This is a genomic window from Nitrobacter sp. CN101 (assembly GCF_055390255.1).
Map to the genome: position 1 here is coordinate 1,023,164 of NZ_AP038833.1, position 23,119 is coordinate 1,046,282.

At 57.5% G+C, this 23,119-nt stretch carries 30 protein-coding genes and 2 pseudogenes; 16 read left to right on the plus strand and 16 right to left on the minus strand.

What is annotated here, in order from left to right:
* The first annotated feature begins 83 nt into the window (after positions 1-83).
* From ACZ5IL_RS04900 to ACZ5IL_RS04930, 7 genes and pseudogenes are all read left to right on the plus strand, one after another.
* Entirely contained in the window at positions 84-566 is a 483-nt protein-coding gene (locus tag ACZ5IL_RS04900) for a hypothetical protein (protein WP_464595504.1), read from the plus strand.
* 3 nt (positions 567-569) lie between these two features.
* Positions 570-810, plus strand: a pseudogene (locus ACZ5IL_RS04905) (hypothetical protein).
* A 151-nt stretch (positions 811-961) separates the two neighbouring features.
* Positions 962-2,524, plus strand: coding sequence for a PAS domain S-box protein (locus ACZ5IL_RS04910; protein WP_464595505.1), 1,563 nt, complete (start codon positions 962-964; stop codon positions 2,522-2,524).
* Between the two features lie 3 nt (positions 2,525-2,527).
* Complete coding sequence (locus ACZ5IL_RS04915; protein WP_464595506.1) at positions 2,528-2,833, plus strand: hypothetical protein; 306 nt, start codon at positions 2,528-2,530, stop codon at positions 2,831-2,833.
* Between the two features lie 874 nt (positions 2,834-3,707).
* Entirely contained in the window at positions 3,708-4,061 is a 354-nt protein-coding gene (locus ACZ5IL_RS04920; RefSeq protein ID WP_464595507.1) for a hypothetical protein, read from the plus strand.
* Between the two features lie 39 nt (positions 4,062-4,100).
* The gene (locus tag ACZ5IL_RS04925; RefSeq protein WP_464595509.1) at positions 4,101-4,301 is read left to right on the plus strand and encodes a hypothetical protein; all 201 of its coding nucleotides are present in this window, start codon (positions 4,101-4,103) and stop codon (positions 4,299-4,301) included.
* A gap of 60 nt (positions 4,302-4,361) precedes the next feature.
* Positions 4,362-4,604, plus strand: a complete 243-nt coding sequence (locus ACZ5IL_RS04930) for a hypothetical protein (RefSeq protein WP_464595510.1) — start codon at positions 4,362-4,364, stop codon at positions 4,602-4,604.
* A gap of 277 nt (positions 4,605-4,881) precedes the next feature.
* On the opposite strand, the pseudogene ACZ5IL_RS04935 reads toward ACZ5IL_RS04930, so the two are convergent.
* Positions 4,882-5,376, minus strand: a pseudogene (locus ACZ5IL_RS04935) (ParB-like protein); the annotation flags it as partial.
* A gap of 224 nt (positions 5,377-5,600) precedes the next feature.
* Between ACZ5IL_RS04935 and ACZ5IL_RS04940 the strand changes: the two are divergent.
* From ACZ5IL_RS04940 to ACZ5IL_RS04965, 6 genes are all read left to right on the plus strand, one after another.
* Complete coding sequence (locus tag ACZ5IL_RS04940; RefSeq protein WP_464595511.1) at positions 5,601-5,945, plus strand: ArsR/SmtB family transcription factor; 345 nt, start codon at positions 5,601-5,603, stop codon at positions 5,943-5,945.
* 11 nt (positions 5,946-5,956) lie between these two features.
* Positions 5,957-6,421: an ArsI/CadI family heavy metal resistance metalloenzyme gene (locus ACZ5IL_RS04945; RefSeq protein WP_464595513.1), complete on the plus strand. Its 465-nt coding sequence runs from the start codon at positions 5,957-5,959 to the stop codon at positions 6,419-6,421.
* Positions 6,422-6,439: 18 nt separating this feature from the next.
* Positions 6,440-7,495 (plus strand): ACR3 family arsenite efflux transporter, encoded by a 1,056-nt coding sequence (gene arsB / locus ACZ5IL_RS04950; RefSeq protein ID WP_464595515.1) that lies wholly within the window; start codon positions 6,440-6,442, stop codon positions 7,493-7,495.
* Complete coding sequence (gene arsC, locus ACZ5IL_RS04955) at positions 7,495-7,899, plus strand: arsenate reductase (glutaredoxin) (protein ID WP_464595517.1); 405 nt, start codon at positions 7,495-7,497, stop codon at positions 7,897-7,899. The genes arsB and arsC overlap by 1 nt, the downstream gene beginning before the upstream one ends.
* Before the next feature lie 229 nt (positions 7,900-8,128).
* Positions 8,129-8,254, plus strand: coding sequence for a hypothetical protein (locus tag ACZ5IL_RS04960; RefSeq protein WP_464595518.1), 126 nt, complete (start codon positions 8,129-8,131; stop codon positions 8,252-8,254).
* Positions 8,251-8,826 carry a DUF5625 family protein gene (locus ACZ5IL_RS04965; protein WP_464595520.1) on the plus strand — a complete coding sequence of 192 codons (576 nt, stop codon included), beginning with the start codon at positions 8,251-8,253 and terminating at the stop codon, positions 8,824-8,826. Before ACZ5IL_RS04960 ends, ACZ5IL_RS04965 begins: the two co-directional genes overlap by 4 nt.
* A gap of 120 nt (positions 8,827-8,946) precedes the next feature.
* Here ACZ5IL_RS04965 and ACZ5IL_RS04970 read toward each other — a convergent pair whose 3' ends face one another.
* The 8 genes from ACZ5IL_RS04970 to ACZ5IL_RS05005 all read right to left on the minus strand — a co-directional run bounded on the left by ACZ5IL_RS04970 (position 8,947) and on the right by ACZ5IL_RS05005 (position 13,448).
* Complete coding sequence (locus tag ACZ5IL_RS04970) at positions 8,947-9,792, minus strand: hypothetical protein (RefSeq protein WP_464595521.1); 846 nt, start codon at positions 9,790-9,792, stop codon at positions 8,947-8,949.
* Between the two features lie 17 nt (positions 9,793-9,809).
* On the minus strand, positions 9,810-9,986 hold the full coding sequence (locus tag ACZ5IL_RS04975; RefSeq protein WP_464595522.1) for a hypothetical protein: 177 nt from the start codon (positions 9,984-9,986) through the stop codon (positions 9,810-9,812).
* A gap of 4 nt (positions 9,987-9,990) precedes the next feature.
* Complete coding sequence (locus tag ACZ5IL_RS04980) at positions 9,991-10,476, minus strand: hypothetical protein (RefSeq protein WP_464595523.1); 486 nt, start codon at positions 10,474-10,476, stop codon at positions 9,991-9,993.
* Positions 10,467-10,685 carry a helix-turn-helix transcriptional regulator gene (locus tag ACZ5IL_RS04985; RefSeq protein WP_464595525.1) on the minus strand — a complete coding sequence of 73 codons (219 nt, stop codon included), beginning with the start codon at positions 10,683-10,685 and terminating at the stop codon, positions 10,467-10,469. The genes ACZ5IL_RS04980 and ACZ5IL_RS04985 overlap by 10 nt, the downstream gene beginning before the upstream one ends.
* 117 nt (positions 10,686-10,802) lie before the next feature.
* The gene (locus tag ACZ5IL_RS04990) at positions 10,803-11,324 is read right to left on the minus strand and encodes a hypothetical protein (protein WP_464595526.1); all 522 of its coding nucleotides are present in this window, start codon (positions 11,322-11,324) and stop codon (positions 10,803-10,805) included.
* 444 nt (positions 11,325-11,768) lie between these two features.
* Positions 11,769-12,206 carry a hypothetical protein gene (locus ACZ5IL_RS04995; protein ID WP_464595527.1) on the minus strand — a complete coding sequence of 146 codons (438 nt, stop codon included), beginning with the start codon at positions 12,204-12,206 and terminating at the stop codon, positions 11,769-11,771.
* Between the two features lie 72 nt (positions 12,207-12,278).
* On the minus strand, positions 12,279-13,070 hold the full coding sequence (locus ACZ5IL_RS05000; RefSeq protein WP_464595528.1) for a dienelactone hydrolase family protein: 792 nt from the start codon (positions 13,068-13,070) through the stop codon (positions 12,279-12,281).
* A gap of 195 nt (positions 13,071-13,265) precedes the next feature.
* A complete protein-coding gene (locus tag ACZ5IL_RS05005) occupies positions 13,266-13,448 on the minus strand; it encodes a VOC family protein (RefSeq protein WP_464596822.1) in 183 nt (60 codons plus the stop codon).
* Between ACZ5IL_RS05005 and ACZ5IL_RS05010 the strand changes: the two genes are divergently transcribed.
* Both ACZ5IL_RS05010 and ACZ5IL_RS05015 read left to right on the plus strand, forming a co-directional pair.
* Positions 13,425-13,592, plus strand: coding sequence for a hypothetical protein (locus tag ACZ5IL_RS05010; RefSeq protein ID WP_464596995.1), 168 nt, complete (start codon positions 13,425-13,427; stop codon positions 13,590-13,592). The two genes, ACZ5IL_RS05005 and ACZ5IL_RS05010, sit on opposite strands and share 24 nt — an antisense overlap.
* Positions 13,593-13,937: 345 nt before the next feature.
* Positions 13,938-14,267, plus strand: a complete 330-nt coding sequence (locus ACZ5IL_RS05015; RefSeq protein WP_464596824.1) for an H-NS histone family protein — start codon at positions 13,938-13,940, stop codon at positions 14,265-14,267.
* A 746-nt stretch (positions 14,268-15,013) separates the two neighbouring features.
* Here ACZ5IL_RS05015 and ACZ5IL_RS05020 read toward each other — a convergent pair.
* The 5 genes from ACZ5IL_RS05020 to ACZ5IL_RS05040 form a co-directional block, all read right to left on the minus strand.
* Positions 15,014-17,413 carry a bifunctional DNA primase/polymerase gene (locus ACZ5IL_RS05020; RefSeq protein ID WP_464595529.1) on the minus strand — a complete coding sequence of 800 codons (2,400 nt, stop codon included), beginning with the start codon at positions 17,411-17,413 and terminating at the stop codon, positions 15,014-15,016.
* Positions 17,410-17,634 carry a hypothetical protein gene (locus ACZ5IL_RS05025; protein ID WP_464595530.1) on the minus strand — a complete coding sequence of 75 codons (225 nt, stop codon included), beginning with the start codon at positions 17,632-17,634 and terminating at the stop codon, positions 17,410-17,412. The genes ACZ5IL_RS05020 and ACZ5IL_RS05025 overlap by 4 nt, the downstream gene beginning before the upstream one ends.
* Positions 17,635-17,683: 49 nt before the next feature.
* Positions 17,684-17,839, minus strand: a complete 156-nt coding sequence (locus ACZ5IL_RS05030) for a hypothetical protein (protein ID WP_464595531.1) — start codon at positions 17,837-17,839, stop codon at positions 17,684-17,686.
* A gap of 510 nt (positions 17,840-18,349) precedes the next feature.
* Positions 18,350-18,523: a hypothetical protein gene (locus tag ACZ5IL_RS05035; RefSeq protein WP_464595532.1), complete on the minus strand. Its 174-nt coding sequence runs from the start codon at positions 18,521-18,523 to the stop codon at positions 18,350-18,352.
* Between the two features lie 106 nt (positions 18,524-18,629).
* Complete coding sequence (locus ACZ5IL_RS05040; RefSeq protein WP_464595534.1) at positions 18,630-19,766, minus strand: tyrosine-type recombinase/integrase; 1,137 nt, start codon at positions 19,764-19,766, stop codon at positions 18,630-18,632.
* A gap of 192 nt (positions 19,767-19,958) precedes the next feature.
* On the opposite strand from ACZ5IL_RS05040, the gene dusA reads away from it, so the two are divergent.
* Positions 19,959-21,002: a tRNA dihydrouridine(20/20a) synthase DusA gene (gene dusA / locus ACZ5IL_RS05045; protein ID WP_464595536.1), complete on the plus strand. Its 1,044-nt coding sequence runs from the start codon at positions 19,959-19,961 to the stop codon at positions 21,000-21,002.
* Between the two features lie 174 nt (positions 21,003-21,176).
* Here the strand turns inward: dusA and ACZ5IL_RS05050 are convergent, their stop codons facing one another.
* Positions 21,177-22,193: an FAD:protein FMN transferase gene (locus ACZ5IL_RS05050; RefSeq protein WP_464595538.1), complete on the minus strand. Its 1,017-nt coding sequence runs from the start codon at positions 22,191-22,193 to the stop codon at positions 21,177-21,179.
* An 8-nt stretch (positions 22,194-22,201) separates the two neighbouring features.
* On the minus strand, positions 22,202-23,011 hold the full coding sequence (locus ACZ5IL_RS05055; protein ID WP_464595539.1) for a DUF4198 domain-containing protein: 810 nt from the start codon (positions 23,009-23,011) through the stop codon (positions 22,202-22,204).
* Positions 23,012-23,119: the final 108 nt, after the last annotated feature.

Consider the following 23,119-nt stretch of genomic DNA (forward strand, 5'->3'; position numbering starts at 1 on the left):
AATGTATTGATTGATCGTGCTGACAACAATTATGATAATACTTTTCCGACCTAAATTCTGTTGACGGGGCAGGGCGCGCACAAATGAGATTCCGAGACAAGGCTGCCATATCTTCAATTTCGTCCGCCGTGATTTCGATTCTGAATCTTCCGGTAAACTCGGACGATATGGAACGCTACCGTAAGAAGGTTCTCGTCTGCATGTGCAGAGAATTAGAAAATTTTGTCGTCCTTCGAAAGTCGGTTGCCGCTCAGGCTGAAGCTGACCGCCTGGGAATTGGAGACCTTGCGCGGTTTCGATACTCGGACCGAAAGAGCAAGAAGATGGGCGGCGACAATAGTATTTTCTACTTCGAACACGTCGTTCCTGTCTCATCATTGGTCGATGAACTTATGGCGCTGGAGTCTCCTACGTTGGAAGCGGTTGCCGCGATAATCGGAAAAGCTGACGTTGCGTGGATAACGCGGGACGAGAATGTCGCCCTCGACAGTAACAAAACACGTTCAAACCGACCGAACCCATTAGAAGCATACGAAAAGGCAAGAATAGAATTGTGCCTGGATTAGGCCATTGCCGATGCAACGTACTACGTAGCGCTCCCATTTGGTACTGCCTCCGATGGCCCCGAGCCTCGCGAAGCTGTCGAATGCACAAGCGCGAATGCGGCGATACGAAGCGCTGAGCGAATGGCGCGGTCTGATCGGCGCTGTGGCGTTCAGCCGAACAAGCGATCCGGGCAACGGTGAGTTTGCTGATGCGGTTTTGATAAATGAATTTGACGATGTGCCGAGTGATTTGAGCGCGCTCTAGCAGGCAGATATTCTGAACTTCGCAAGCAAACCGGACAATTAAGGTGGATTTCGCACCTCGTCCCACATTGAAAGAGCTTTTCCTCGAACCTTGCTTCAGCGTATCATTTCAATGGCGGATGAATATCACCGCTATTTTCGAGGCACACTCTATGCTCAATGTGAGCCCGGAAGCGGGCGGGAATCAGAATGAAGCATTCCCTTTTCGCGGCGGCGAGATCGGTTCGCTTATTCGTGCGTTCGACTTTTCCAAAACCGGCTTGGGGCCGATTTCCGGATGGCCCGCGCATCTGAGGAACACCGTTGGGTTAATGTTACCTACCAAGGCGCAGATCGTGCTGTTTTGGGGCCCGGAGTTCTTAGCGTTGTATAACGACGCCTATGCTCCGACCATTGGCAACAAACACCCAACGGCGTTTGCTCGACCAGCACGAGAGAGCTGGACGGAGTTGTGGAGCGACCTTGAACCGCTGCTAACCCGCGTTCTTCTTACAGGCGAAGCGGTGTCCGCCAAGGATCGACCGTTCGAGATCGAACGACACGGTTATCTCGAAACCGTCTACTTCAACATTTCATATTCTCCAATCTCCGACGAGGCAGGCCGCATCGACGGCGTTCTGTGTATCGTCGAGGAGACGACGCAGCGCGTCGTCACCGACCGGGTGTTGGTGAAAGCGGAAGAACGGCTCTCCTGCGCGCTGCAGGCGGCCGGCATGATCGGGACCTTTGATACCGACTTCCGAACGGATACCGTCTATTCGGATGCCCGCTTTGCGACGATGTTCTCGGTACCGCCCGAGAAGGGTGCCGCTGGTGCTCCGCTCGCCGATTACCTTGCGGGAATCCATCCGGATGACGTCGGACGAGTCAGCGATGCCATACAGCAAGCGATTGTGAGCGGGGAGAAATGCGTTTTGGAATACCGCGTCCAGAAAACGGATGGGACGGTTCACTGGCTTGAGGTGCATGGCCAATGTCTCTATGACGAAACTGGCAAGCCTTTGCGGATGCCCGGTGTTGCAGTGGACATCAGCGACCGAAAGCGAGCCGAGTTAGCGAGCGGGCATCTTGCCGCAATCGTCGAGTCTTCTTGCGACGCGATCATCAGCAAAAATCTCGATGGCATCATCACGAGCTGGAATACCGGCGCAGAGCGATTGTTCGGCTATTCAGCCGAAGAAGTCGTAGGCAAACCCGTCACCATCCTAATTCCGGATGATCGGCAGAAAGAGGAACCCGACATCCTGGCGCGGCTTCGCAGGGGCGAACGTGTCGAACATTTTGAGACGGTCCGTCGGCGAAAGGACGACAGTCTAGTCGATCTATCGCTGACGATTTCACCGATCCGAAGCAGTGACAATCATATCATCGGTGCTTCCAAGATTGCTCGCGATATCACCGATCGCAAGGTGGCCGAACGTCTAAATTTTACTTTGCTTCGTGAGATGAAGCATCGACTCAAGAACAATCTGTCGACCGTGCTCGCGATCGCACGGCAAAGCTTCGGCGGTCATGAGAGTGAAAGCGAGGACTTTCGCAAATTCGAGGCACGTTTGCTGGCCTTGTCGAAAGGTCATGATCTGATCACTCGCGAGGAATGGGACAGCGCAGAACTGCGGGATATCGTTGCGCAGATCGTCACTGTGCATGGACGCCGGCGATTCCAGATCGAAGGGTCCGATCTGCGGCTCTCTCCAAAATCCGCACTGGCATAGACGTTGGCACTGCACGAGTTAGCGACGAACGCCGCCAAATATGGTGCACTGTCCGTCCCGACTGGCAGAGTCACGATAGGGTGGGGGATCGAGCAGCGCGACGTCCCATGGTTTACCTTTCGTTGGCAGGAGCAGGATGGCCCGGCTGTCTCAGAACCCACTCGAAAGGGATTCGGTTCGCGATTGATTGAACGTGTGCTCGCGCTAGAACTCAGCGGCGATGTTCGGATCACTTATGAAACATCCGGCGTCGTCTGTGAAATCGTCGCTCCCCTTGCTGCCGACTGGGAAGAAAAATCGCAAACCTAGAGAAAGATTCGCGATCTGTCGGCGCGGCCCCCGTGGTAAAATCAGCCGGACATGGTTGGGAACACATTGAACCGAAATGGAAATTTGGCGCGCGCCGAGGATAGTTTCGATTTAATTAGCGTCGAACATTAAATACCGCTAAAATTCAATTCGTGCGTTTGAGCGAACCTGGAAATTTGGAGCAATCGAATGAAAGCCGCACTTCAAACTTTATCGGCAGCAGCCTTCGTCGCCGTCATTGCTTCACCTGCTCTGGCCTGCAACGGCGGGGGCAATTGCGAAAACGCACCAGGCCAACTTAAAAAAAATGGGGTGCATGGAGCGCCTGGACCGCTCGTCGGCGCTGCCGGCCTTCCAGTTCTAGCCGTCGGTTACGGAGTCTATTGGTTGGTAAGGCGTCGACGCAAATCCGCCTGACATTTGGGCGCTGTCGGATAGCCTGTCCAATCGGCGGGGCTTGATTTCCAGGCTGCAAACTTTTGTGACTGCCAATCCAAGGAACGAACGCGGGCTCTAAGCATTGGTGTGGCGACGGGAACAGCCCCCAATGTTACCCGTTTCAGGACCCAGAGCCCGTCGGCGCCCCCTCGTCGGCGGGCTCGCGCTTTGTTTTGAGGCGAGTGGGCGAGCGGGGTTGAAGGCGAGGCAACTGGACGCCAGTGGCACCTCGCCTAACGGCAACAAGGTGCCAGACGAGAGCCGACACATGCTCTTGCCTTCGCCGGCATTTGGACGAACTGGATAATCTGCGTCCGCAAAGCCAAGGAAGGTGCGCTGTCAGCGAACCCCGAGGTCGGCAAGGTGCATCCGAAGGCTATACCAGTGATTGTAACCACTGCTAAGGAGCACGACGTGTGGATACGGGCCCCGTGGAATGAAGCCAAATCGATACAATGACCTTTACCCAGACGAATCCCTCCGGATCGTCACAACCGGTGATAAGCAGGATGGTATGACGGGGGTGAACTGGTCCCGCCGCTTCGACAATTCTGTCCCGGTGCCAGACGGCAGCACCATTCGCACGCTTGGCGAAGCGGCCGAATATGCGATCAGGCGGCCAAAGAAGGCCCGCAACACCGAGCCCTGGCAGCGGGCCGCCAAGGGGCTGCAGTTGGCAGCGCAATACGGCGGTCCATTTATATTTAGAGCACAGATCTACTTTTGCCGGGCCGTGCACGGCGCAATCTCGCGCGACCGATTCTTGCCAGGAACAACTTCCGAGTACTGAAGTTATATGCGTCCCGCATTCGTGTCCTGAGCAATCCAAATGAACAGCTTCTCGATCGATCAAGCTAGACAGGCATCGCTTGCTTGTTCCCTTACGCATCTCGCCAGTCAACAGCACAATCTCGAGCTTGAAATGGCCGCTATCCAACAGATGAGGCTTAAACTCCGCGAAGCATTCAATGCAGTTCCGCAAAAGAAGATGGTTGCAGGTCAGAGGGTTGGAGTTCACAGTTTCGAATGAGGAACAAACTCAAAGCCAAGCGTGTTTTGGCTCTCCGTTGAACAACGGAGAAACGCATCAATGAAGAAAGTTATTCTGAGCGCGGTCATTGCATTCGCAGCCACGTCGGCGCTGGCGCAGACGGCGACGGTTCACGAGGAATATTACGTGGTGCGCGATCCGGTGACCAAGCATTGCACCATCGTGGACCAGAAGCCCACCGTTACGACGACCATCGTCGACAACGACATCTTCGGCACCCGGACCGAAGCCGAAGCCGGAATGAAAACGATGAAGGTCTGCACGGACGTACACGACGACTGATCCAATCGCGCCATGCTCGCCCTGCCGGTTCGCTCCGGCGGGGCTTTTTTATGCATTCAATTCCTAAGGCGACCCGCTCGGTGAGCGGCGAGGCGCACGGCACGGAGGACCGATCGGCATTACAACCGCGTGCGCTTTTGATCTCGCGAAATCCGAGGCGAACGTGAACAAGCTGGCCCAATGCGCGTTCGCATGCGGAGCCACGCACCCTTTGCGCAGCTGCCCATTACTATGTCGTTTCCACCACGGACAAATGCTCGATCGTCGAGCAGTCAGTTTATCCGGCTGGCCCGCACCAGCCCGGCAGGTAGATCGCGTCCTTGCTCTTGGCCAGGCCCAACCCTTGCTCGATCGCGCTCTCGAAATCGGCCTCGACCGTTTTTCTTGACATCCTACGACGCAAAAAATCGGCCCAGAGAAATTCGCTGAATGGCGTCGTATCCTTGGCGAAGCCACCCACGCGCCGTAATTCGCCGGCGAGACTGCGGAACGGGTCGTCCTTGAGATCGGCCACCGATTTGGGAATGTCCTTGAAGTGACAGCGCTCGCCTTTGGAATTGTACGGATAAACCCAGCGCCGGTTGTCCATCACCACCCAGAAGGCATCTCGATCAACCATGGAGAGATCGGCGATGACGGTAACAAGGACGTCCTTCACACCTTCGTCGTGCAGCGCCCGTGCCAGATGATGGTGATCGACAACGTAATGGTGTTGGTTGGGGCCGAGCACCACCGGGATCATACGCTGACCAAGCGACTCGGCGCGCTTCTTGTCGAACTCCTGCGCGCGCCAGCCATGACACGACAGCCCACCGGTACATCCGAGCTTGATCGATTGGGTAGCTCTTTGCTCAGTCCGGCAATCACGCGCGGATCATTGCGCGCCCATGATGTTGATAGCCGGACTGAGGGGGCCGGCCGAGTTCGCGCTTGCTGGCTATTGCCAACACCGGTTTCGCATTGACACGCGACCTATATTTCGATAATCGTTGAATTATGGAAAAGACGGATGCTGTGGCTGCTCTGGCAGCGCTCGCTCAAGATAATCGACTCGACGTGTTTCGTTTACTCGTACAGGCGGGGCCGGAGGGTTTGAATGCAGGGGCTGTGGCGACCACGCTCGATCTCCCGCCAAACACCCTCACGTTTCATTTTGACCGACTCCGCATGGCGGGCCTTGTCACCTCGCGGCGCGACGGGCGTTCTGTGATCTATACGGCGCAATTCGACAAGATGAACGCGCTCTTGGGTTTCCTTACGGAGAACTGCTGTGGAGGAGCATCTTGCGCCCCCGCTACCCAATGCAAACCATCTCGCCGTCGCACGAAAATGTCAGCCTGAAAGGAAAAGCTATGAAGCGCCTTCACGTTCATGTGGCCGTCAGCGACCTCCAACAGTCGGTTGGCTTTTATTCTGCTCTATTCGCCGCTCAACCTACCGTCCTGAAATCCGACTACGCGAAGTGGATGTTGGACGATCCTCGCGTCAACTTCGCGATCTCAACGCGCAGCAAGCAAGCGGGGCTGGACCATCTCGGCATTCAGGTCGAGGACCAGAACGAGCTGCAGGAAGTGTATGCGAGGCTCCGCAACGCGGGCGGGGAGATCATTGCACAGGGAGAGACAGCGTGTTGCTACGCCAAGTCGGAGAAGTCGTGGGTCGATGACCCGGCGGGCATCTCATGGGAAGCCTTCCTGACCACTGGTGAGAGCACCGATTATGGTGACGGCACAGGGGAGCGCGCCGCGCGCGTTGCGCACGGAAAGGAAAGTGCCTGCTGCGCTGCTCCGGCACCCGCAGCGACACCTTGTTGCTGATCCGGAGAGGCTCTGCTGATGTCCATCTTCGAGCGGTTCCTGACGGTCTGGGTTGGGCTTTGTATCATCGTTGGCGTTGCCCTCGGCCACCTGATGCCGGGCACATTCGCTGCGATCTCGGGTTGGGAGGTGGCGAAGGTTAACCTGCCGGTGGCAGTGCTGATCTGGTTGATGATCATCCCCATGCTACTGAAAATCGACTTCAGCGCACTCGGGCGGGTGGCCGAGCATGCGCGAGGGGTTGGCGTGACGCTCTTCGTGAACTGGGCCGTGAAGCCGTTCTCTATGGCGTTGCTGGGCACGTTCTTCATCGGCCATGTCTTCGCGCCCATGCTGCCATCGGAGCAGGTCTCGTCCTACATCGCAGGGCTGATCCTGCTTGCTGCCGCGCCATGCACCGCGATGGTGTTCGTCTGGTCCAACCTTGTGGACGGCGAACCTCACTATACGCTGAGTCAAGTCGCATTGAATGATCTGCTGATGGTGGTCCTATTCGCTCCGCTAGTCGGCCTGCTGCTCGGGGTTGCGTCCATCTCGGTACCATGGGCGACGCTGGCACTGTCTGTGCTGCTCTACATCGTGGTGCCCGTAGTCCTTGCGCAAGTCTGGCGTCGGTCGCTCCTAGCTCGTGGTGGTGATGCGCTCGGTCGTACCCTCGGTCACCTCCAGCCGCTCTCCCTGGTGGCTCTGCTGGCGACACTGGTGCTGCTCTTCGGCTTTCAAGGCGAGCAACTTCTGGCGCAGCCCATCGTGATTGCGATCCTTGCTGTTCCCATCCTCATTCAGGTCTACCTGAACGCCGGTCTGGCCTACGTGCTGAGCCGTCAGCTTGGTGTGGCTTGGTGTGTCGCAGGCCCGGCTGCTCTCATCGGTGCGAGCAACTTCTTCGAGCTGGCGGTTGCTGCAGCCATAAGCATCTTCGGCCTGAACTCGGGGGCTGCTCTGGCGACGGTGGTAGGCGTCCTCGTCGAGGCGCCGGTGATGCTTTCGGTCGTCAAGATCGTGAAGGCTTCTCGCGGCTGGTATGAGGCCGGAGCCAATCAACCTGCTGCCGATGTGTTGAAGGTGAACTGATGACGATCACGATCTACCACAACCCCGACTGTGGCACGTCCCGCAACACACTGGCGATGATCCGACAGAGCGGCGAGGAGCCGGAGATCATAGAATACGTGAAGAACCCGCCGTCGCGAGCCAAGCTCATGGAACTGCTCGCGGCCATGGCGATGTCGCCGAGGAATCTGCTCCGGGAGAAGGGGACGCCATACCGCGATCTGGGCTTGGACCGCTCTACGTGGAGCGACGACGAACTGATCGACCAAATGCTGACGCACCCTATCCTTATCAATCGGCCAATCGTCGTGACGGACAAAGGAGTGGCGCTCTGTCGTCCTTCCGAAGTCGTCCTCGATCTTCTGCCGAACCCGCACATAGGCCGCTTCGTCAAGGAAGACGGCGAGATCGTCGAGGCTCGCTGAGGCGCTGGAAGCCAAACGGCTGCTTCGGGCAAACTTCGCGAAGGTGTCGGCATTGCCGACGCCACCGCCAACCGTTCCTACACCACCCCGCCGATTTTCGACGGGGTGCGCAGGTTCGCTCACGACCGGGGCCAGTGACTGACAGCCCCAGGTTCCTCGGTGGTGTTGTTCCTCAATGGAGCGCAGCATGGTAATCTAAATTGCAGTCTCTCTAGGATGAGGAACACTAATGAGTAGCGTCAAAACAGGGTGGATTATCGGAGGTGCGATCCTCGTGCTGCTAGTCAGCGTTTCCACCGTCTACACCGGGCGCGGCACGCATTCGGCGAGCACCGCAGCGCAGACGCAGAGATGAGCTTGAGCTTGATGCGCCACCACGTTGTCGCGGCGATCATCGTAATAGTTGGACTTTGCATTGCGTGGCTTGGCTTGGTTTGGTCTCTCGGCGTTCCTCCATATGTTTATATAGCGAAGTTTCTCTATAACGATGTTCCAAGAATAGAAGTGCCGGTTAGGCTGCGAGCTAACGAGCCGTTCGCATTTCAACTTCGAATACTTGAGAAGAGAAATTATCTGCTCAATCTTTCCGCTCATTTCGATAGTGACGCCGAGCGATCTGCTGCGCGAGCCTTCATTGGAGGTCCTCTTAGTGCGCCGCATAACTTGGCGCATCCTCCCGGTACGCTCACGGTATTTAATATTACTGTCTGCGATTCAAAAGGACGCGTTCTTCACGAGAGCCATATCAGTTCCGATGGTCGAAATTATATTACTGCAAAGAGTGTAGGTCGGAAGATCGGTGAGTTTGTACTTGATCCGGGAATTTACGATATCAGCGTGACTCTCCTAAACGATATTCCAGAGCTCACGAAACTAGAGACATCATTAGAAGTCACTTATAGCCCAAAGTCATTCGCAATTCGTTGAAGGATACGTTTAGGGGGAACCATTGGAAAAAGCTGAACCTCACGTGGTTGATCTACGGTCACATTGACTTGCCGACGCTCGCACACCCCGCCGATTTCTCGACGGGGTGCTTCAACGATCTCACTGGCGCGGCCAATGCCACTTGCCGCTTTTCGCGAAGCCGGGCGGCAACCTCACACCTTCAAGCGAGTCCTCGTAACGAGGGGCCTTCGGTCGGGTTCGAGAAACTACCATTTCGCGCTTTTCCAACGTCGGCGTGATGATGATCTCTCGGCCGTAGTAATTGTGAATCTCGGTAGCGCCGCGCACTGGCTCGCCATCCGGGCCAATGGCTGCGCGTCGCACTTCCTCGCGCGGTGCTTCATACTGATACTTCGTCTCCTTCGTGTCGGGGGGGCTACCCGGATAGCGGTAAATCCAGCATGGCACCTTCGCGCGCTGTTCCGTGCCTTCGGTGCCGGGGGTGGTGCGGTGAATGTCTACGTAGCTTCGCACCGGCTCGCAGACGGCGTTGGTGCGCAGCTCTTTGTTGATAGCCTCGCGTTCAGCGTCCATCGCTTTCAGCTTGGCGATGATTTCGCAGATCGCGTTGGCGTGCTCGTCATAGGCGGCCAAAAGCTTCGCGGCTTCCTTTTCGTTCGCCTTCCGGCACTCGTTGGTGCGCTCGATCAACACGGCGTCGGCGGTTGCTTTTGCGGCCGCTTCTTCCGCAGCGAGCACGGCGGGGAGTTCTGACTGCAGGTGTGCAATGCGCGCGTCGAGTCGCTTGATCGCTCTCTTGGTGACGGCGATATCCGCCTCAGCCCTTACATGCTCCGCGTCGGTCATCGTCGCGATGGCCGCAAGCTTCGGACTGATCTCTGCGTTGAGCCGGATGATTTCAGACTCGCTGTAATCGATTTCCGCCTTGATGGTTGCCGACGTGATGGCGGTCTTGGCGGGGAAGAATTTTTCGAGGATACCCATAGTTTGTCTTCTTTCTGTCAGGTGTTGAGCGCGGCGAGTGTGCGCTGATGGTGGGTGCGGGCCATGTATTCGGCGGCAGAGAGTTCGAGCGTGTCAGGTGAGTGAAGCGCTCTAGCGGTGGTCAGGCGGCGCAGAGACGCGGCATAAGCTTGCGATGCTGCACGTGCCTCACGGATAGTGTTCTTGCGGGCCATGCCTTTAGTCCCGGCAGGCCTGGAATGCTTCGCTCGCTTTGAGCCAGGCATTGAACGCTTCGGCCTCGATATGTAACGCAAGCACGACAGGTCCGTCGCCGGTCATGCAGGTGCGCGCGCGGAGTCGTGCACCCTCAAGAGATTGCCGCGCGGCGGTAAGCCGTGCCGTGGTCGTCGCGACCGACTGAAACAGAAGTTTCTGGTTTGCAGTCATGACCGGGATTTCCTTTGGAACATGCCGCGCGGCTGGCGCTGGCGCGGTGATTTGCTGTGTCGGCTTCGCTGGGGAACGCTCGGCTGCGCGGCGTTCGGCGGCTGCTGCCCTCTGTTCGGCGGCGATGGCGCGACGTTCAGCCGCTTCTGCACGTTGCAAGGCCGCATCCGCACGACGCGTCTGATCAGCTTCGGCTGCCGGCATTGATGCGCCGGCCCGCTTTTGGCGAGCAATGAACTGGCTCAACGGTTCGTCGAGGTAAGCACTCAGGCCCATTGCGAGTCTCCATGCATATTGTCTGCTAACCACCGATCGAGCGCGCCCTCCGGGTAGGCCGGGCGATTTCCGATCAGCAAAAACGGTGGGCCTTCGCCACGCTTGGCCAGGTTGCGCATGGTGCGGTGGCAGCGCCCGCAGCGCCTGGCCGCTTGGGTGCGAGAAAGAAAGCGAGTCATCGTGTCCATTCCAAAAAATGGCCGGTGCATTGCATATGAAACGCACCGGCCCAGTCTTCACTGGCGTTACTTGGTGAGGAAATGAACCAAGCAACGGTCGGAGTATGGGAAAAGCTGAGACGCTTGTCGGGGCGGTTCGAGATACCCTTAAGCGGCGCTCTTGCGGCGGCGGCGCTTTACATTGTCGTTCGCGGCGTGGCGTGCCGCGCGTTCAGCATCAAGCGCGGCAAGGATACGCTCGCCCTCGGCGGTTGAAGCAAGTTGAAGCGCGGCGATCTGTACGGCAGCGCTCCAAACCTCGCCCAATTCCATCTTCGCGAACGCTGCGAGTTCGGCGGCCTTTGCGGCAACGGCCGGCGGGAGCATTTCCACATGAGCAGGCACAGCGACAAAGTGGAATCCAAGGCTGTTCAGCACCGCTTCGAGAGACTCAAGGCTAGGTGCGTTCTTACGACGCCATTGCTTGACGGTTGGCCTTCGCACCCCACTGGCGGCTTCTAGTTCGTCATAGGTCCGCTGTTGCCGAGCTAGCTCTGCGAAGACCAGCTTCACATGAGGGCTGACACGCTCCGGCATAGTGACCGCGCGCCGGTAGCCGGGCCGAAGGTTCTTGTAACGGTGTAGCGGCCCATCTTCGCGAGGGTCATATGGGCGGTAGCGACGGCGCATTTTTAAAAACCTGCGTCAGTGAATCTGCACGCAGGATGCGCCCTGGGACTATCTCGCCACAGCCCAAAGGAATATCCCTTCAAACGCACCAGCCACCGCCGCCAAACCTCATATCGAGAACAACAACCTACTTTTATTTTTTTTCACCTGGACGGACGTCGGGGTTGTCCGTCACCCGCACCCCCACCCCCGTCTGGAAGTACCTTTTACCTTTGTGCATCGCAATAATAGAATAAATGTCTCTCAATAAAGTGTTTGAGAGAATTATATTCAGATGCGTTCAGGTTGATGAAGGCTACGCACGACCGTCACCGCGTGGTCGCGGATCATGGCTGCGGGCATGGTCCGGTCGCTCCGCATCGCGCGGTCGGCTGAAATCGAGCGATTTAAAACGCTTCGCTTTCAATTGCCTTCGATCCGCGCTGCTTCCGATCTTGATCGGCTTCAATCCTTCGCCGTGCGAGCATTCGTTCGTTGCGCTCGCGTTGACTTTGCGCACCTTGGCAGCGTTGCCTTTCGCACTATTTTAAGTGGGCGGGGCCCCCACGCATATGGAGTCTGCCGATGGCCACTTGTACCGAAAAACACCATGAGAGCCATCCTCATCGCCATGGCCCCAATTGCGGACACACCGCGGTTCGCCATGACGGCCATGTGGACTATCTTCACGATGGTCATCTTCACCATATGCACGAGGATCATGTGGACGAACATGTCATCGCGATCGATGCCGCAAATCCCGTGAACTGCACCCCTCAGGTCCACTGCTCGCATTCTCACGGCCCAGGCTGCGGACATGTAAAGGTGCCGCATGGTGATCATGTCGATTACCTCGTAGACGGCCGGCTGCACCATCCGCACGGTGATCATTGCGATGATCATGGGCCTCTGCAGTTAGCCTGAGGGCGCCTACCCATCGAGCCGAATGAGGGAATCAGCGATCCGCCCCCAGACTTATTTCTTTAGGTGCGCGGTAAAGAATTTGTCAGCTTCGGCCTTCGATTCCTGATCCGCCTTGGCGTCGTACCTGAGCGGCAGGTTGAATTTATTGCCAAGCTCGGTCGCTTCAGGGTTTGTGAACGCGTGCACCGCGCCGGGATACTGGATGACCCGATAATCGACCTTTGCTGCGTCGAAGTCCTTCTTCAGCGCATCGTACTGCTCACGCTTGAGGAGCGGGTCGTCCGCGCCGTTAAGTATGAGAATTTTCGCTTTAACGGCTCCCGGCCTGGGCGCGGGCGTATTGAGACCAAGTGATGCGTGAAAGCCCGCGACAGCGGCGAGGTCCGCGCCGGCGCGTGCCATGTTCAGCACGACCGTGCCACCGAAGCAATAACCAACGGCGCCGATCCGCTGGGAATTGACCGACGGTTGCTTGGCGAGTTCATCCCGAGCTGCATTGAAGCGCGACTCCATCACCGTCGGGTTTTTCATCACCGACGACGAGAGCGCGCCGGCGTCCTTCGGGTTGTCGGCGGTCTTGGCGTCTCCGTACATATCAGAAATCAAGACCGTGTAGCCCTGCTTTGCGAAGTTTCGTGCCTCGTTATGGATGTGCTTGGTGATGCCCCACCATTCATGCACCATCACGATCCCGGGCCGCTTGGCTTGGGTTGTATCGTCGTATACGACGAACCCCTTCATGGTCGTCACGCCGTCCATATAGGTGACCGGCTCCTCCTTGATCGCAGCGTTTGCGCTCCCGGCCATCGCGACGGCGCAAAGTGCTCCCACTATGTTCGTCATATTCATTCGCATACTGACCTCCGTCGGTTTTGTGCAACTACGATGGCATCGCCGCGATTTTACGCCAGCCCGCGAAAGCGGTACAGGCGCTCTCGCAGGCTGCGAGTAATGCTTCAGGTGCTCGGACGTGAAGAGGCCGGGTGTGTCAATATTGCTTGGCTCCTGTTGCGTTAGCGATGAACTGGCTAAAAGCATTTAACGATCCTGCTGTACCAACTCGACGGTGATGCCGTCGCGACCCACGAAGAGCCGCAGCTTTCGGTTGATGTAGTCCATCTCGTCGCTGAGCACTGTCACGCCATTAGCCACGAGGTGTGCAGTGGTTGCCTCAAGGTCGTCGACGCAGAAGGCGAGATGATTGAAGTCTCGTCGTCGCAGGTTCGTTGGGTGGGGATCTCGACCAACTTTACGAGCATCGCGCTTGCGGCGACCACCGACGCCCCTTCGGCCATGACGGTGATCGCGAGCGTGACCCGGCGTAGTTCTTATGTGACTGTTCCCTATGAGGCGACATCTTCTTGAAGCGTCATGGTCGCGATCACCGATAGGGGCGGGTTGTAATTGCTCACGGGAAATATTCTCTCCGCACCCTTGCGCGCGATCGGCGAAACCCGAGCTCCGGACTGTAGTGCGAACGTCGCTGAGTTCGGCGGTTCTGGCAATTGTAGGTCCTATGAGGGTGACTAAGCGCCGCATGGCCCTCGCTTATCGTGCCTGCTGCCCTTGCGGGGGCTTTTCTCTTAGGCGCCGAGGTGTAATCTCTCACTACCCACAGGCAATACAACCGACAAGCTTACGGCCAACCCTACGTTGCGGTAGGAGGTCAGCATCTGAGTTTAGACAATGAACCGTCATGATCTCGATTTTATGTCCGTAGATGAGCTTTGGTCGCTTCACGAGCTAGTCGTTTCGATACTTACGCGGAAGATATCTTCCGAACGATCAGAGCTAGAGAAGAAATTGCGCGCGCTCGGTCAAAATATACCCGCCATCATTGCAAAGGCGAGCCACCAATCGCGACGCCCATACCCGCGGGTTTTTCCAAAGTACAGAAATCCTGCTCGGCCGTTGGAAACTTGGTCCGGTCGCGGAAAACGACCACGCTGGCTGACTGCAGAACTCAGGTCCGGGAAAAAGCTCGATGACTTCCGGATCATCGACCGGTGTCAATCGGACACTGCGCCGCTCGCAAGATAGTGGCTACTACCAAAGCCAAAGATCGCCCACAAGGCTGGCTTGATGCTGGGCAAAGCTTTCGGCGGAAGGGTGAGATTGCTGTGGCCGCGCACGGGTAGGGCGCGGTGGCTGGGGTGGCGGCGGCCCTTATGGGTATGGGAATTATGGTTGTGGGGGTGGGGCGGGTACGGCTGCTACCAGCCCTATGGTTGGTATTGATGCGGAGCGTGAGAGCCGGCGGGTTAGAAGTTGAGCATGCAAAGCTCAACGGACCTGCCGGGTCGCGCTCGTTAACTAGGCCAAAATCTTAGCTGAACCGATAGTACAGTTTACACCCGACCGGCTTCGCGATCTTCATGACATAGAGCATGTCGACGGCTTGCGATCATGCCGGTGTTAGCGAGCGACCAATCACCACGAAGGGGTGAGGCTTGCCCTCCTGATTTGACCCGATCCGGGTTTTTTCCAAAATCCGACCCCTATATACTCTCGCCCATCGAGATAGGGTGGAAACACACCTACCTGGAAAATACTGTAAAAACTCTCTCTTTGTATCGTAAGTACATGATTTACTTTTAGTTTTTGTCTCTGAGTTTTTACAAAAGCCGTCTGGAAAAAACTGGAAAAAACTCCGAAAGAACTCCTCCGGTGGACGCCTTGAAGAGTTCTTTCCGAGTTTCTTCTGAGTTCTTTCGGAGTTTTTTCCAGACGGTTTTTGTAAAAACTCCCCGCGAATAACGGTCGCCTGCGCTGACAAAAAAGGGCGGTTATGAACCGCCCTGAACCACCTTTCCACCGGCCCGATTATTGTCGTTTGCGTGGACGAACTCACGGGCAATGTACCGCTTGCTGGGCCGACCCCCACCAGGCGGCTTGATCTCGTGCAACTGAACGCGCCCGGTCAAGCAAAGCTCTTCGCTAATTTCTCTCCAGTCCGCTCTCCGGATCGCGCCACGGAATCGATCTAGCACCCGGCTTGGTTGAATCCCCTCGGGCCCAGCCTTGCGGATGTGATCGTAGATCAGATTGTAGACTCGCTGCCGATCGTTATCGGCAATCTTGGATTCGGCTTCCCCGATCATGGTGCACGTTGAGAGCCACGCCATGTCGATTGCCCACCGCATGTGCACCGGGTCGATCACGGTGGTTTCTGGCCTGTCACCGACTGCGATGACCAACGAGAGTTTGATAGCGTGCTCAAGAGCGCGACTAAGGAATGGATTGCGCCTGGCCTCGTCCTGCTCCAATGCGTCCTTGATGCGGCGTTCAAAGTCGTCAAGCATAGCGCGAGCCTCGTCGGTGCAGCCGACATATCTCGGCCGAACCTTGGATGCGCTCGCCGCGTGGATGCCGGTAAGATTCCCGTCGCCATGCACGGCGTGATAGAGAGCTTGCACCCGCTCAATCAATCGAGGTGGGGGCTTCCCTTTCGACGCCGTTGGCGTCACCCGAGCGGGCTTGGGACTATCGATACTGAAAAGCATGAACCGTGGCAAAAACCCGTCGGCTCCGCGCGCCGAAGTTACTGCCGACCAAAAATCGGAAGGCGTGCTCATGCCAAGAATAGAAAGATTAGGATTGTGAATCTTCTCAGTTAAGCCGAGCGCGTAAGCGGTGCCGGTATAGACGCTCTCCGCGGTCGAAAAAAATTCAAGCATGTCCGTCCGGATCGTCGCGTTGTGAACGCCGACATTTGGCCCGTCAATCTGTCGGAGGAAGCCGCCGTACTCATCCTGAATGCAAAAAACAGACGGTTGTTCAGCGACAGTCTTTCGCAAACCGGATGCGCTCGCGAACCGCGACGGGCCAAGGAATTGATCCAACCCAGCCTCCGTCAAAAGGTTTTTCGCGCATGTCCCAGGATGATTCTTTCCGTATCCGCTCTCCGCTAGCAGGATCATGTAAAAGTTCGTTCGCGCCTCACTTGGTGAGGCCGCAATCCGGCGACCAATGATCGTTGCGACGATACCGATTGCAGCGCCAAGGGCCGCTTCCCGCGAGGGATATTCCGCCGAGGCCTCAATCCAATCGATGATTTCACCCACCAGGCCGGGAGGATGCGTCAGATCTGCGAGCGTGAGTTCGGACTTCGGTGCGGCAACGGGCGGCTCGATATCATCGGGGTCCGTAACGACCGGAGGCCCGTTGAAGGCAAGCTCCAGCACTGCGGCATCACGCGCTCTAATCCGCTCAAGCGTCTTCGGTCCATTGACGAGTTCAGCTTCGGAGAAGTCATAGCCGAGCTTTCCGCCCAGCCATTCAACGGCAGTGTCAAGCGATGACTCGGGGATTTCGAGCGCCTTCATGACGAGGTTGAGCGGCGTGAACCGCTCGCCGCTCCCGAAGTCCTCGATACCGCCAGGTGAGATCGAAAGATTGGTGCTGCGCCGTGCCATCGGCCGGCCCGAGCTTGACCCTCGCCACGGCGCGACGGCGCGGTACACGCGGCCTTGGAACCTACCCTTCGGCAGCTTCAGTTCCGGCACCCATACATGCAGGTTTGCGAGCGCATCTTCGTTGAGCTTGCGATAGAACTGACCAACGCCGGCCGGCCTCTCGTCGATGTCGAGCGCCACCGCCATCTCGGCGCGGTCACGATCATACCCGAACGGCTTCAGGACTTCGGCGATGCGGTCTGCGATGTCATCCGGCAGTTCAGGAAGCTCAGACAAGGGCGTGTCGCAGAGCGTCGCATCCGTCCACCAGAAGTATGGCTCGTTGGTGTCGGGATGGATTGATGGCGGCAAGATGGTTTGCTTGCCCTCGGCGAGCAGATCGAGCAGGCCGATGCGCTCTTCGGTGCGATAATTGCGAGACCTAATCTTCTCGGTGTCACCACGATAGAACAGTGAGACGCCCTTGCGCCCCTTCTTCTGCACCGGGCTCGACGGGAGGATCGCAAGGATCGGATCAAGAAGGAACTCCTGATCGATGTCGATGCAGATCAAGCCTTGCCCGCAAGCGACGCCGACCGCCGCCTCGGGCCAGGATGACCACTGACTGATGTGCCACTGCGTCGGCCGCTCAAGGCACCAAGTATTCCATCCCTTGTAGAGACGCCACGAGCCTTCAATGAACTGCCCTGGCATCTTCGACGCCGGCATGATCGGGATCGGCGAATATCCACGCGCAAAGAGAGCGGGGCCAGCTTCAGCAAAGGGAGTCATTGGTGCGTGCCCTGACTTGCGAGCCAGCGTTCCGAGTCGCTACAGCGGTGCGGGTCAGCGAGCATCCGCTCGCACTCTGCAAACATCCAATCGCGCGGCGTGCCCTGATTCGAGTCGTAGTATCCCATGTCCGGCGCGTCGCCCTCGGCATAGACATCGGGGTCCCGCGTGGTGATCGTGAAAGTGAAATAACCCTGGTAGAAATTTCTCGGTCGTACCATCAATCGGAACTTCGCATCCGGATGTGAGGCAAAGTACTTTGCGTCACTCTCAGCTCGCGAGAACACGACTCGCCACAGGCCCGCGATACATCACTGCAAACGTGCCGGGCGACACGTCAACCGGCCGCCAGCGGCCGTTCTTCAGGTAGATCAAATATTGAGGGCTATCGGAGCGAGTTGCGTCGTTCGTATTTTCGATATACATGTTGCGTGTTCCTTACTACTTTATGTCTTCGCGTCACCTGCACACCGGCCAGTGTGCGGGTTTTGCATTTGTGGGTTATGCGGCGTTAGACTCGACTCTTCCGGCGTTGATGAACGCTACAATATCGTCAAGGTCGAACATTACCCGGCCACCGATCCGGTGATACGCGGGGCCGGTCTTCTTAGTCCTCCAAGCCTCAAGACACTTCACGCTGCAGCAAAGAATTTGCGCGCACTCGGGCTGTCCGATGTACGTCTTTCCGTCGATAACCATTCGCATTTGAATGCTCCGCTGAGTTGATAGAATCAGATTACCCGGTGCTGCCAAATATTCTGCCACATATTCGGAGAACTTAGGAGGCGTTTCGATAGCCCATGAAACACCTGCGCCGCAGCGGTTTCTCGTGCTCTCGTTGATAAGTTTGTTACTTCTGTCTCAAAAATGTTTCTAAGAAAAAACCCCGCCGAGGCGGCGGGGTTTGGGGTTGATCACTCTGCTTTAGCCAGCAGATCAGACACTCGATGCGAGTCGGCGTAGAGCCATAACCGCAAGCCTGCTGTCTGTCGGACCAAGAACGTTTTCATCGCGTGATTCCAAGTCATCCGCGAGCGCGGCGGCGTAAGCAGCGAGTGTTGCTCCGGGGTCGAAATCTTTAATGATGCTGAAGTCAATGTCGTCTTTCATATCGTTCTCACCTTGGTTCCGGCCATAGGCCATCGTTCACGCCGAACCATTCGGCGCGTTGGTAATGCTCGATTGTTGGGATTGCCCGCTGGGGCGGGCTGGCGGGCTAGGAAGTGTCAGTGATCAGCACGTCGGCATCGTCCACCTTCTGAGTGACAACCGCGAGCCACTTCCATCCCGCGTACTTGTCGCCCGACGCGCGAATGTGCGAGTAGCGTTGAAGGCTCTGCCAACTTCGATGTCCTGAGACAGTCGCGACCTGCGGTATCGAGCGACCCATCTCAAAGAGGCGCGAAATGCCTTCATGCCGCAGGTCATGAAAGTGTAGGCGCTTTTCATCTGGCATCCTGTCGGTGGTAATGCCTAGCAGCAAGCAAGCGCGCGTGAACGCTGCGCCGATTGCGTCCGTCGAATACGGAAAAATGCGAGCATCGATGCGGGGCATGGTTTTGACGATGGCCAAAGCTTCAGGAGGTAAATCGACCCATACATCGTTGCCGATCTTCTGGCCGGGGTTCTTCATATCGCGGACAAGGACACGGGAATGCTCTTCATCTAGGTCTGCCCAAGAGATGCGCGTGATCTCTTCCTGCCGACGGGTCGAAAACAGCGCAAACGGAACGATCATGTGCATCGGAGTTGAGCGCGGAGCCCGCGCCTGCATCTCGACAAAGTGCCGCATGATCGAGTCAAGCTCAGCAAGGGTAGGGCGGCGGTCGCGCTTGGCGCTCTTGGACGTGATGCCCATGCTGCTCAAAACGGCATGGGCATCCTTCATGGCCTGGTAGTCGAGAGGAAACCGCCACGCCGGCCGCGCGAGTCGAAAGATTGCGCTCAAGTGCGAGATATAATTGCCGACCGTCTGTGGCTTGCGCCCGGCCGACAATTCCTCAGCAAGTGCGATGATGTCGGTGCTTCTGATGTCGGCGCAGTCCATATCGGCAATGCTGTAGGTCTTGATCGACCGCAGCACCTGAGTTTTCGTTTTACCGATTTCCTTCCGCGACATGGCGATGTACTTGTCGATCGCATCGCCCAGCGTGCCCTTTGGAGTCTGTGCGCGCTCAAGTCCACCGGGAGCGGCGATATCGGCCTCGCGCTTCTCGATCCACGCCTTTGCCACCGCCTTTCGGTCGAACGTTCGCGACTCGCGGTGTACGATCCGGCCATCTTGTTTCTTCAAAATCTGTGCAAGATAGGCGGTCGAGCCATCAGCTCGGCGACGCGGTATTATGGTGCCCATCTTCGGTACAACACAGTCTCTGTTTCGGTACGACATGTTGTACTAATGTGGGAAAATAGTCAAGATCGGTCAAAAATGATCTATATATAGTATGTACGATCGGTCGACATAGAAGCAGTGATACGAAACATGATATTGAAAATAAAAGATAATTCAGTAAAAAATTACGAATCCATATTTAGTGTCGCTCCGATGATGGAGTGGACCGATCGGCATTGCCGCGTGTTCCATCGCCTGCTCGCGCGCAACGCGCGGCTCTACACCGAAATGCTCACGACCGGCGCGGTGATTCATGGCGCGCGCGATCGGTTGCTTGGGTTCAGCGACGTCGAACACCCGGTCGCGCTCCAGCTTGGCGGATCGAATCCGGTTGATCTCGCTACTTCAGCAAAGATCGGCGAGGATTTCGGTTACGACGAAATCAATCTGAATGTCGGCTGCCCGTCAGACCGGGTGAAGGACGGCCGGTTCGGAGCTTGTTTGATGGCTGAGCCGGACGTCGTTGCCGAGACTGTCAACGCCATGAAACGCGCAGTGTCTATTCCAGTCACCGTGAAGTGCCGAATCGGAATCGACAACCAGGATCCGGAAACAGGCCTTGACACATTCGCGCGCAAGGTCAACGACGCCGGCGTCGATGCGCTGATCGTCCACGCGCGGAAAGCCTGGCTCCAGGGATTATCTCCGAAGGAAAACCGAGATATCCCGCCGCTGGATTATGACAGGGTTTACCGGTTGAAGGCCTCGCTTCCCGACCTGCCTATCATCGTCAACGGTGGCATCGGCGGGATCTCGGAAGCGAAACAACATCTGGCGCATGCCGAGGGCGTTATGCTAGGTCGCGCCGCCTATCACGAGCCGTGGCTTCTGCTGAAAGTCGATACCGAGCTCTTCGGCGAGGCAGCTCCACATGCGACGATGAAGCGTGCGCTGGAGGCCATGATACCCTACATCGAAGATCAACTGGCAGGCGGCGCGCGGTTGCATTCCATCACCCGGCATCTTGTCGGCGCGTTTCATGGCGTGCCGGGGGGACGGGCGTTTCGGCGCTATCTTGCCGAGAACGCTGTGAAGGCCGATGCCGGTGTCGATATTCTGCGGGAGGCGATTGCGCTGGTGGACGAGCTTCCGGCGTATTCCGTAAGAGTGGATAGCTCGGGGTCGGAACGCGCTGCTCAAAGCGCGCGCGTGATCAGGACCATCACCAGCACGCCGAAGCTCGTCACGTCGGCATAGCTGGCCGACATAAAGCGGAAGGAATACATCTTCGGGCGACTGCGAGGCATTCGGCCTGCCGAACGAAATTCAGAATCGGAATCCTTATCCGCGCGACATGCCACTACGTCGCGTTCGTGAAGCATGACCACGTTTTATATTACGCTTCGTTCAGCAAAGGTGGCAATCTGACGATTACGTCAGCATGGCATCGAGAGCCGGTGTGGTCAGTTCAGTGATGGCATCGCCGTGCCTAAAGAGGACAAGCGCCGCAAGCTGGTGCTTGACGGCAAAATCGACACCGGCGTCTGGTCCCAGCACCATCAGCGCCGTGGCGTAGCCATCCGCTTCCATGCACGAGCGATGCAGGACCGTCGCAGTCATCATGCCGTTAGCGATCGGCCGTCCGGTTCGCGGATCCAGGGTGTGGGAGAAGTGGTCCGCGCCGCGTGTGAAACCGCGTTCGCATCCGGACGTCGCGATCGCAAGCTGGTGCAATGCGACCAGAATCGGTTCGGCAGCGACATCGGTCGTCGACCGCTCCGGTCGGTCGATCTCGACCCACCACGGGCTGCCGTCCGGTTTGACGCCGTTGCCCCGCAATTCGCCGCCGATCTCTACCAATGCGTTGTGAATCCCAAGCTCGCCCAACGTTTCCACCACCAGATCGACCGCAAATCCTTTGGCGATGCCACATAGATCAAGCGGTCCGCAATTGGATCGCCGTAGGCGTCGGGCGCTGGTATCGAGGTCAAGCTGTTGCCATCCGCATTCTCGGTGGCGTCGAGCAACCTCATCCGGCGGTGGCGGCGAGACGCGCGAGCCGCTCGGGCCAAAACCCCAGAGATCGACCAGCGCTCCCATGGTGGGATCGTAGGCGCCGCCGGATTCTGCCGCGATGCGCAGCGCGCTCGCCATGACGCGGCTGAATTCCAGTGGCAGATCCTGCCATTGGTTCAGCGCCAAGCGGTTAAACCGGCTGATGTCGGATTGGCTTTCCCACGGGCTCATCTGCGCGATCACGCGCTCGAGGGCCAGCGGAATCATCCGATGCACCGTTTGCACGCTGGTCGACGAGCCAACAAACTTGACCGACCAGGTGGTGCCCATGGTCGAGCCGGCCAGCTCTCGGATGCGCTGGCCCGTAGGTGCAGCGTGCGGCATCTCCGGGATTGTCGGGATAGCCACACGCCGCGTGATCGACGCCGTCATTGGCGTGGTTACTGCGGCAGCACTTCGACCGTGGTGATGTAAGTGCTGCGGCGCTGGGCGTCCTTGATCTTGCTCTTGTCGTCTTGCACTGATGCTTTCATCCAGTAGAAACCGGGATCCGGGAAGGTGATGCTGAAGGTACCGGTTTCGTCGGTCGTTGCCTTGCTCTCGTTCAGCGTATCGCGATAGCGGATTCCGCCGGGAACGATTTCCACCGCGACACCAGTGGCGGGCTGGCCGTCCATTACGAGGCGGAACGTCGCCTTCTCTCCCACCATCAGACTGTTCGGATGCGTCACCGGGATCATTTCGAGTCCGACGCCGGTTGGTTTCAGTGTGTCAACTGAGGGCTTCCCCGATGTAACGAAGGATTCGATTCGGCTGCGGTTTTCCGTGACCTTCACGTCGGTCGCCTTGGCGGGAATGGCCTTGGCCAGTTCGTCAGGCTTGCCGCGCCAGCGCTTGCTCTCTCCGTCCAGTTTATAGCTGGCGAACAGACCCTGGTTGGTCAGGATCATTTTGTAGGTGCCGGGTTGTGCCAGTTTGAAATCGAAGGTGTTGCGGAAGTGGCCTTTAGTTAGATTCTCCGGCGCGACGGCTTTGCCGTCGGGGCCCTCGATCGTGAGGTTGTCGAGTGGCAATGGGTTATGCTCAAAATAGAAGAGGTCGTTGGAGATGGCGCCATCGACCGTGACCCAGAGGTCAGGGCCGGACAGTACGGTTGCCGATGGTAGCAGCCAGGGGCGGTGAGCCTGCGCGGGCGGGGCAAGCAGCGAAACCGCCGCAGCGATCAATGCGAGCTTGAGGTGGTTGGTCATGGCGAAATCCTTTCCATGAAAGCTGTGAAAGCGATAAATGCACGGCGTCTTCGTGGGCGCGGATCAAAGCGTTTTCGAACGACGTGAATACCGGTTCTCGTGAAGAAA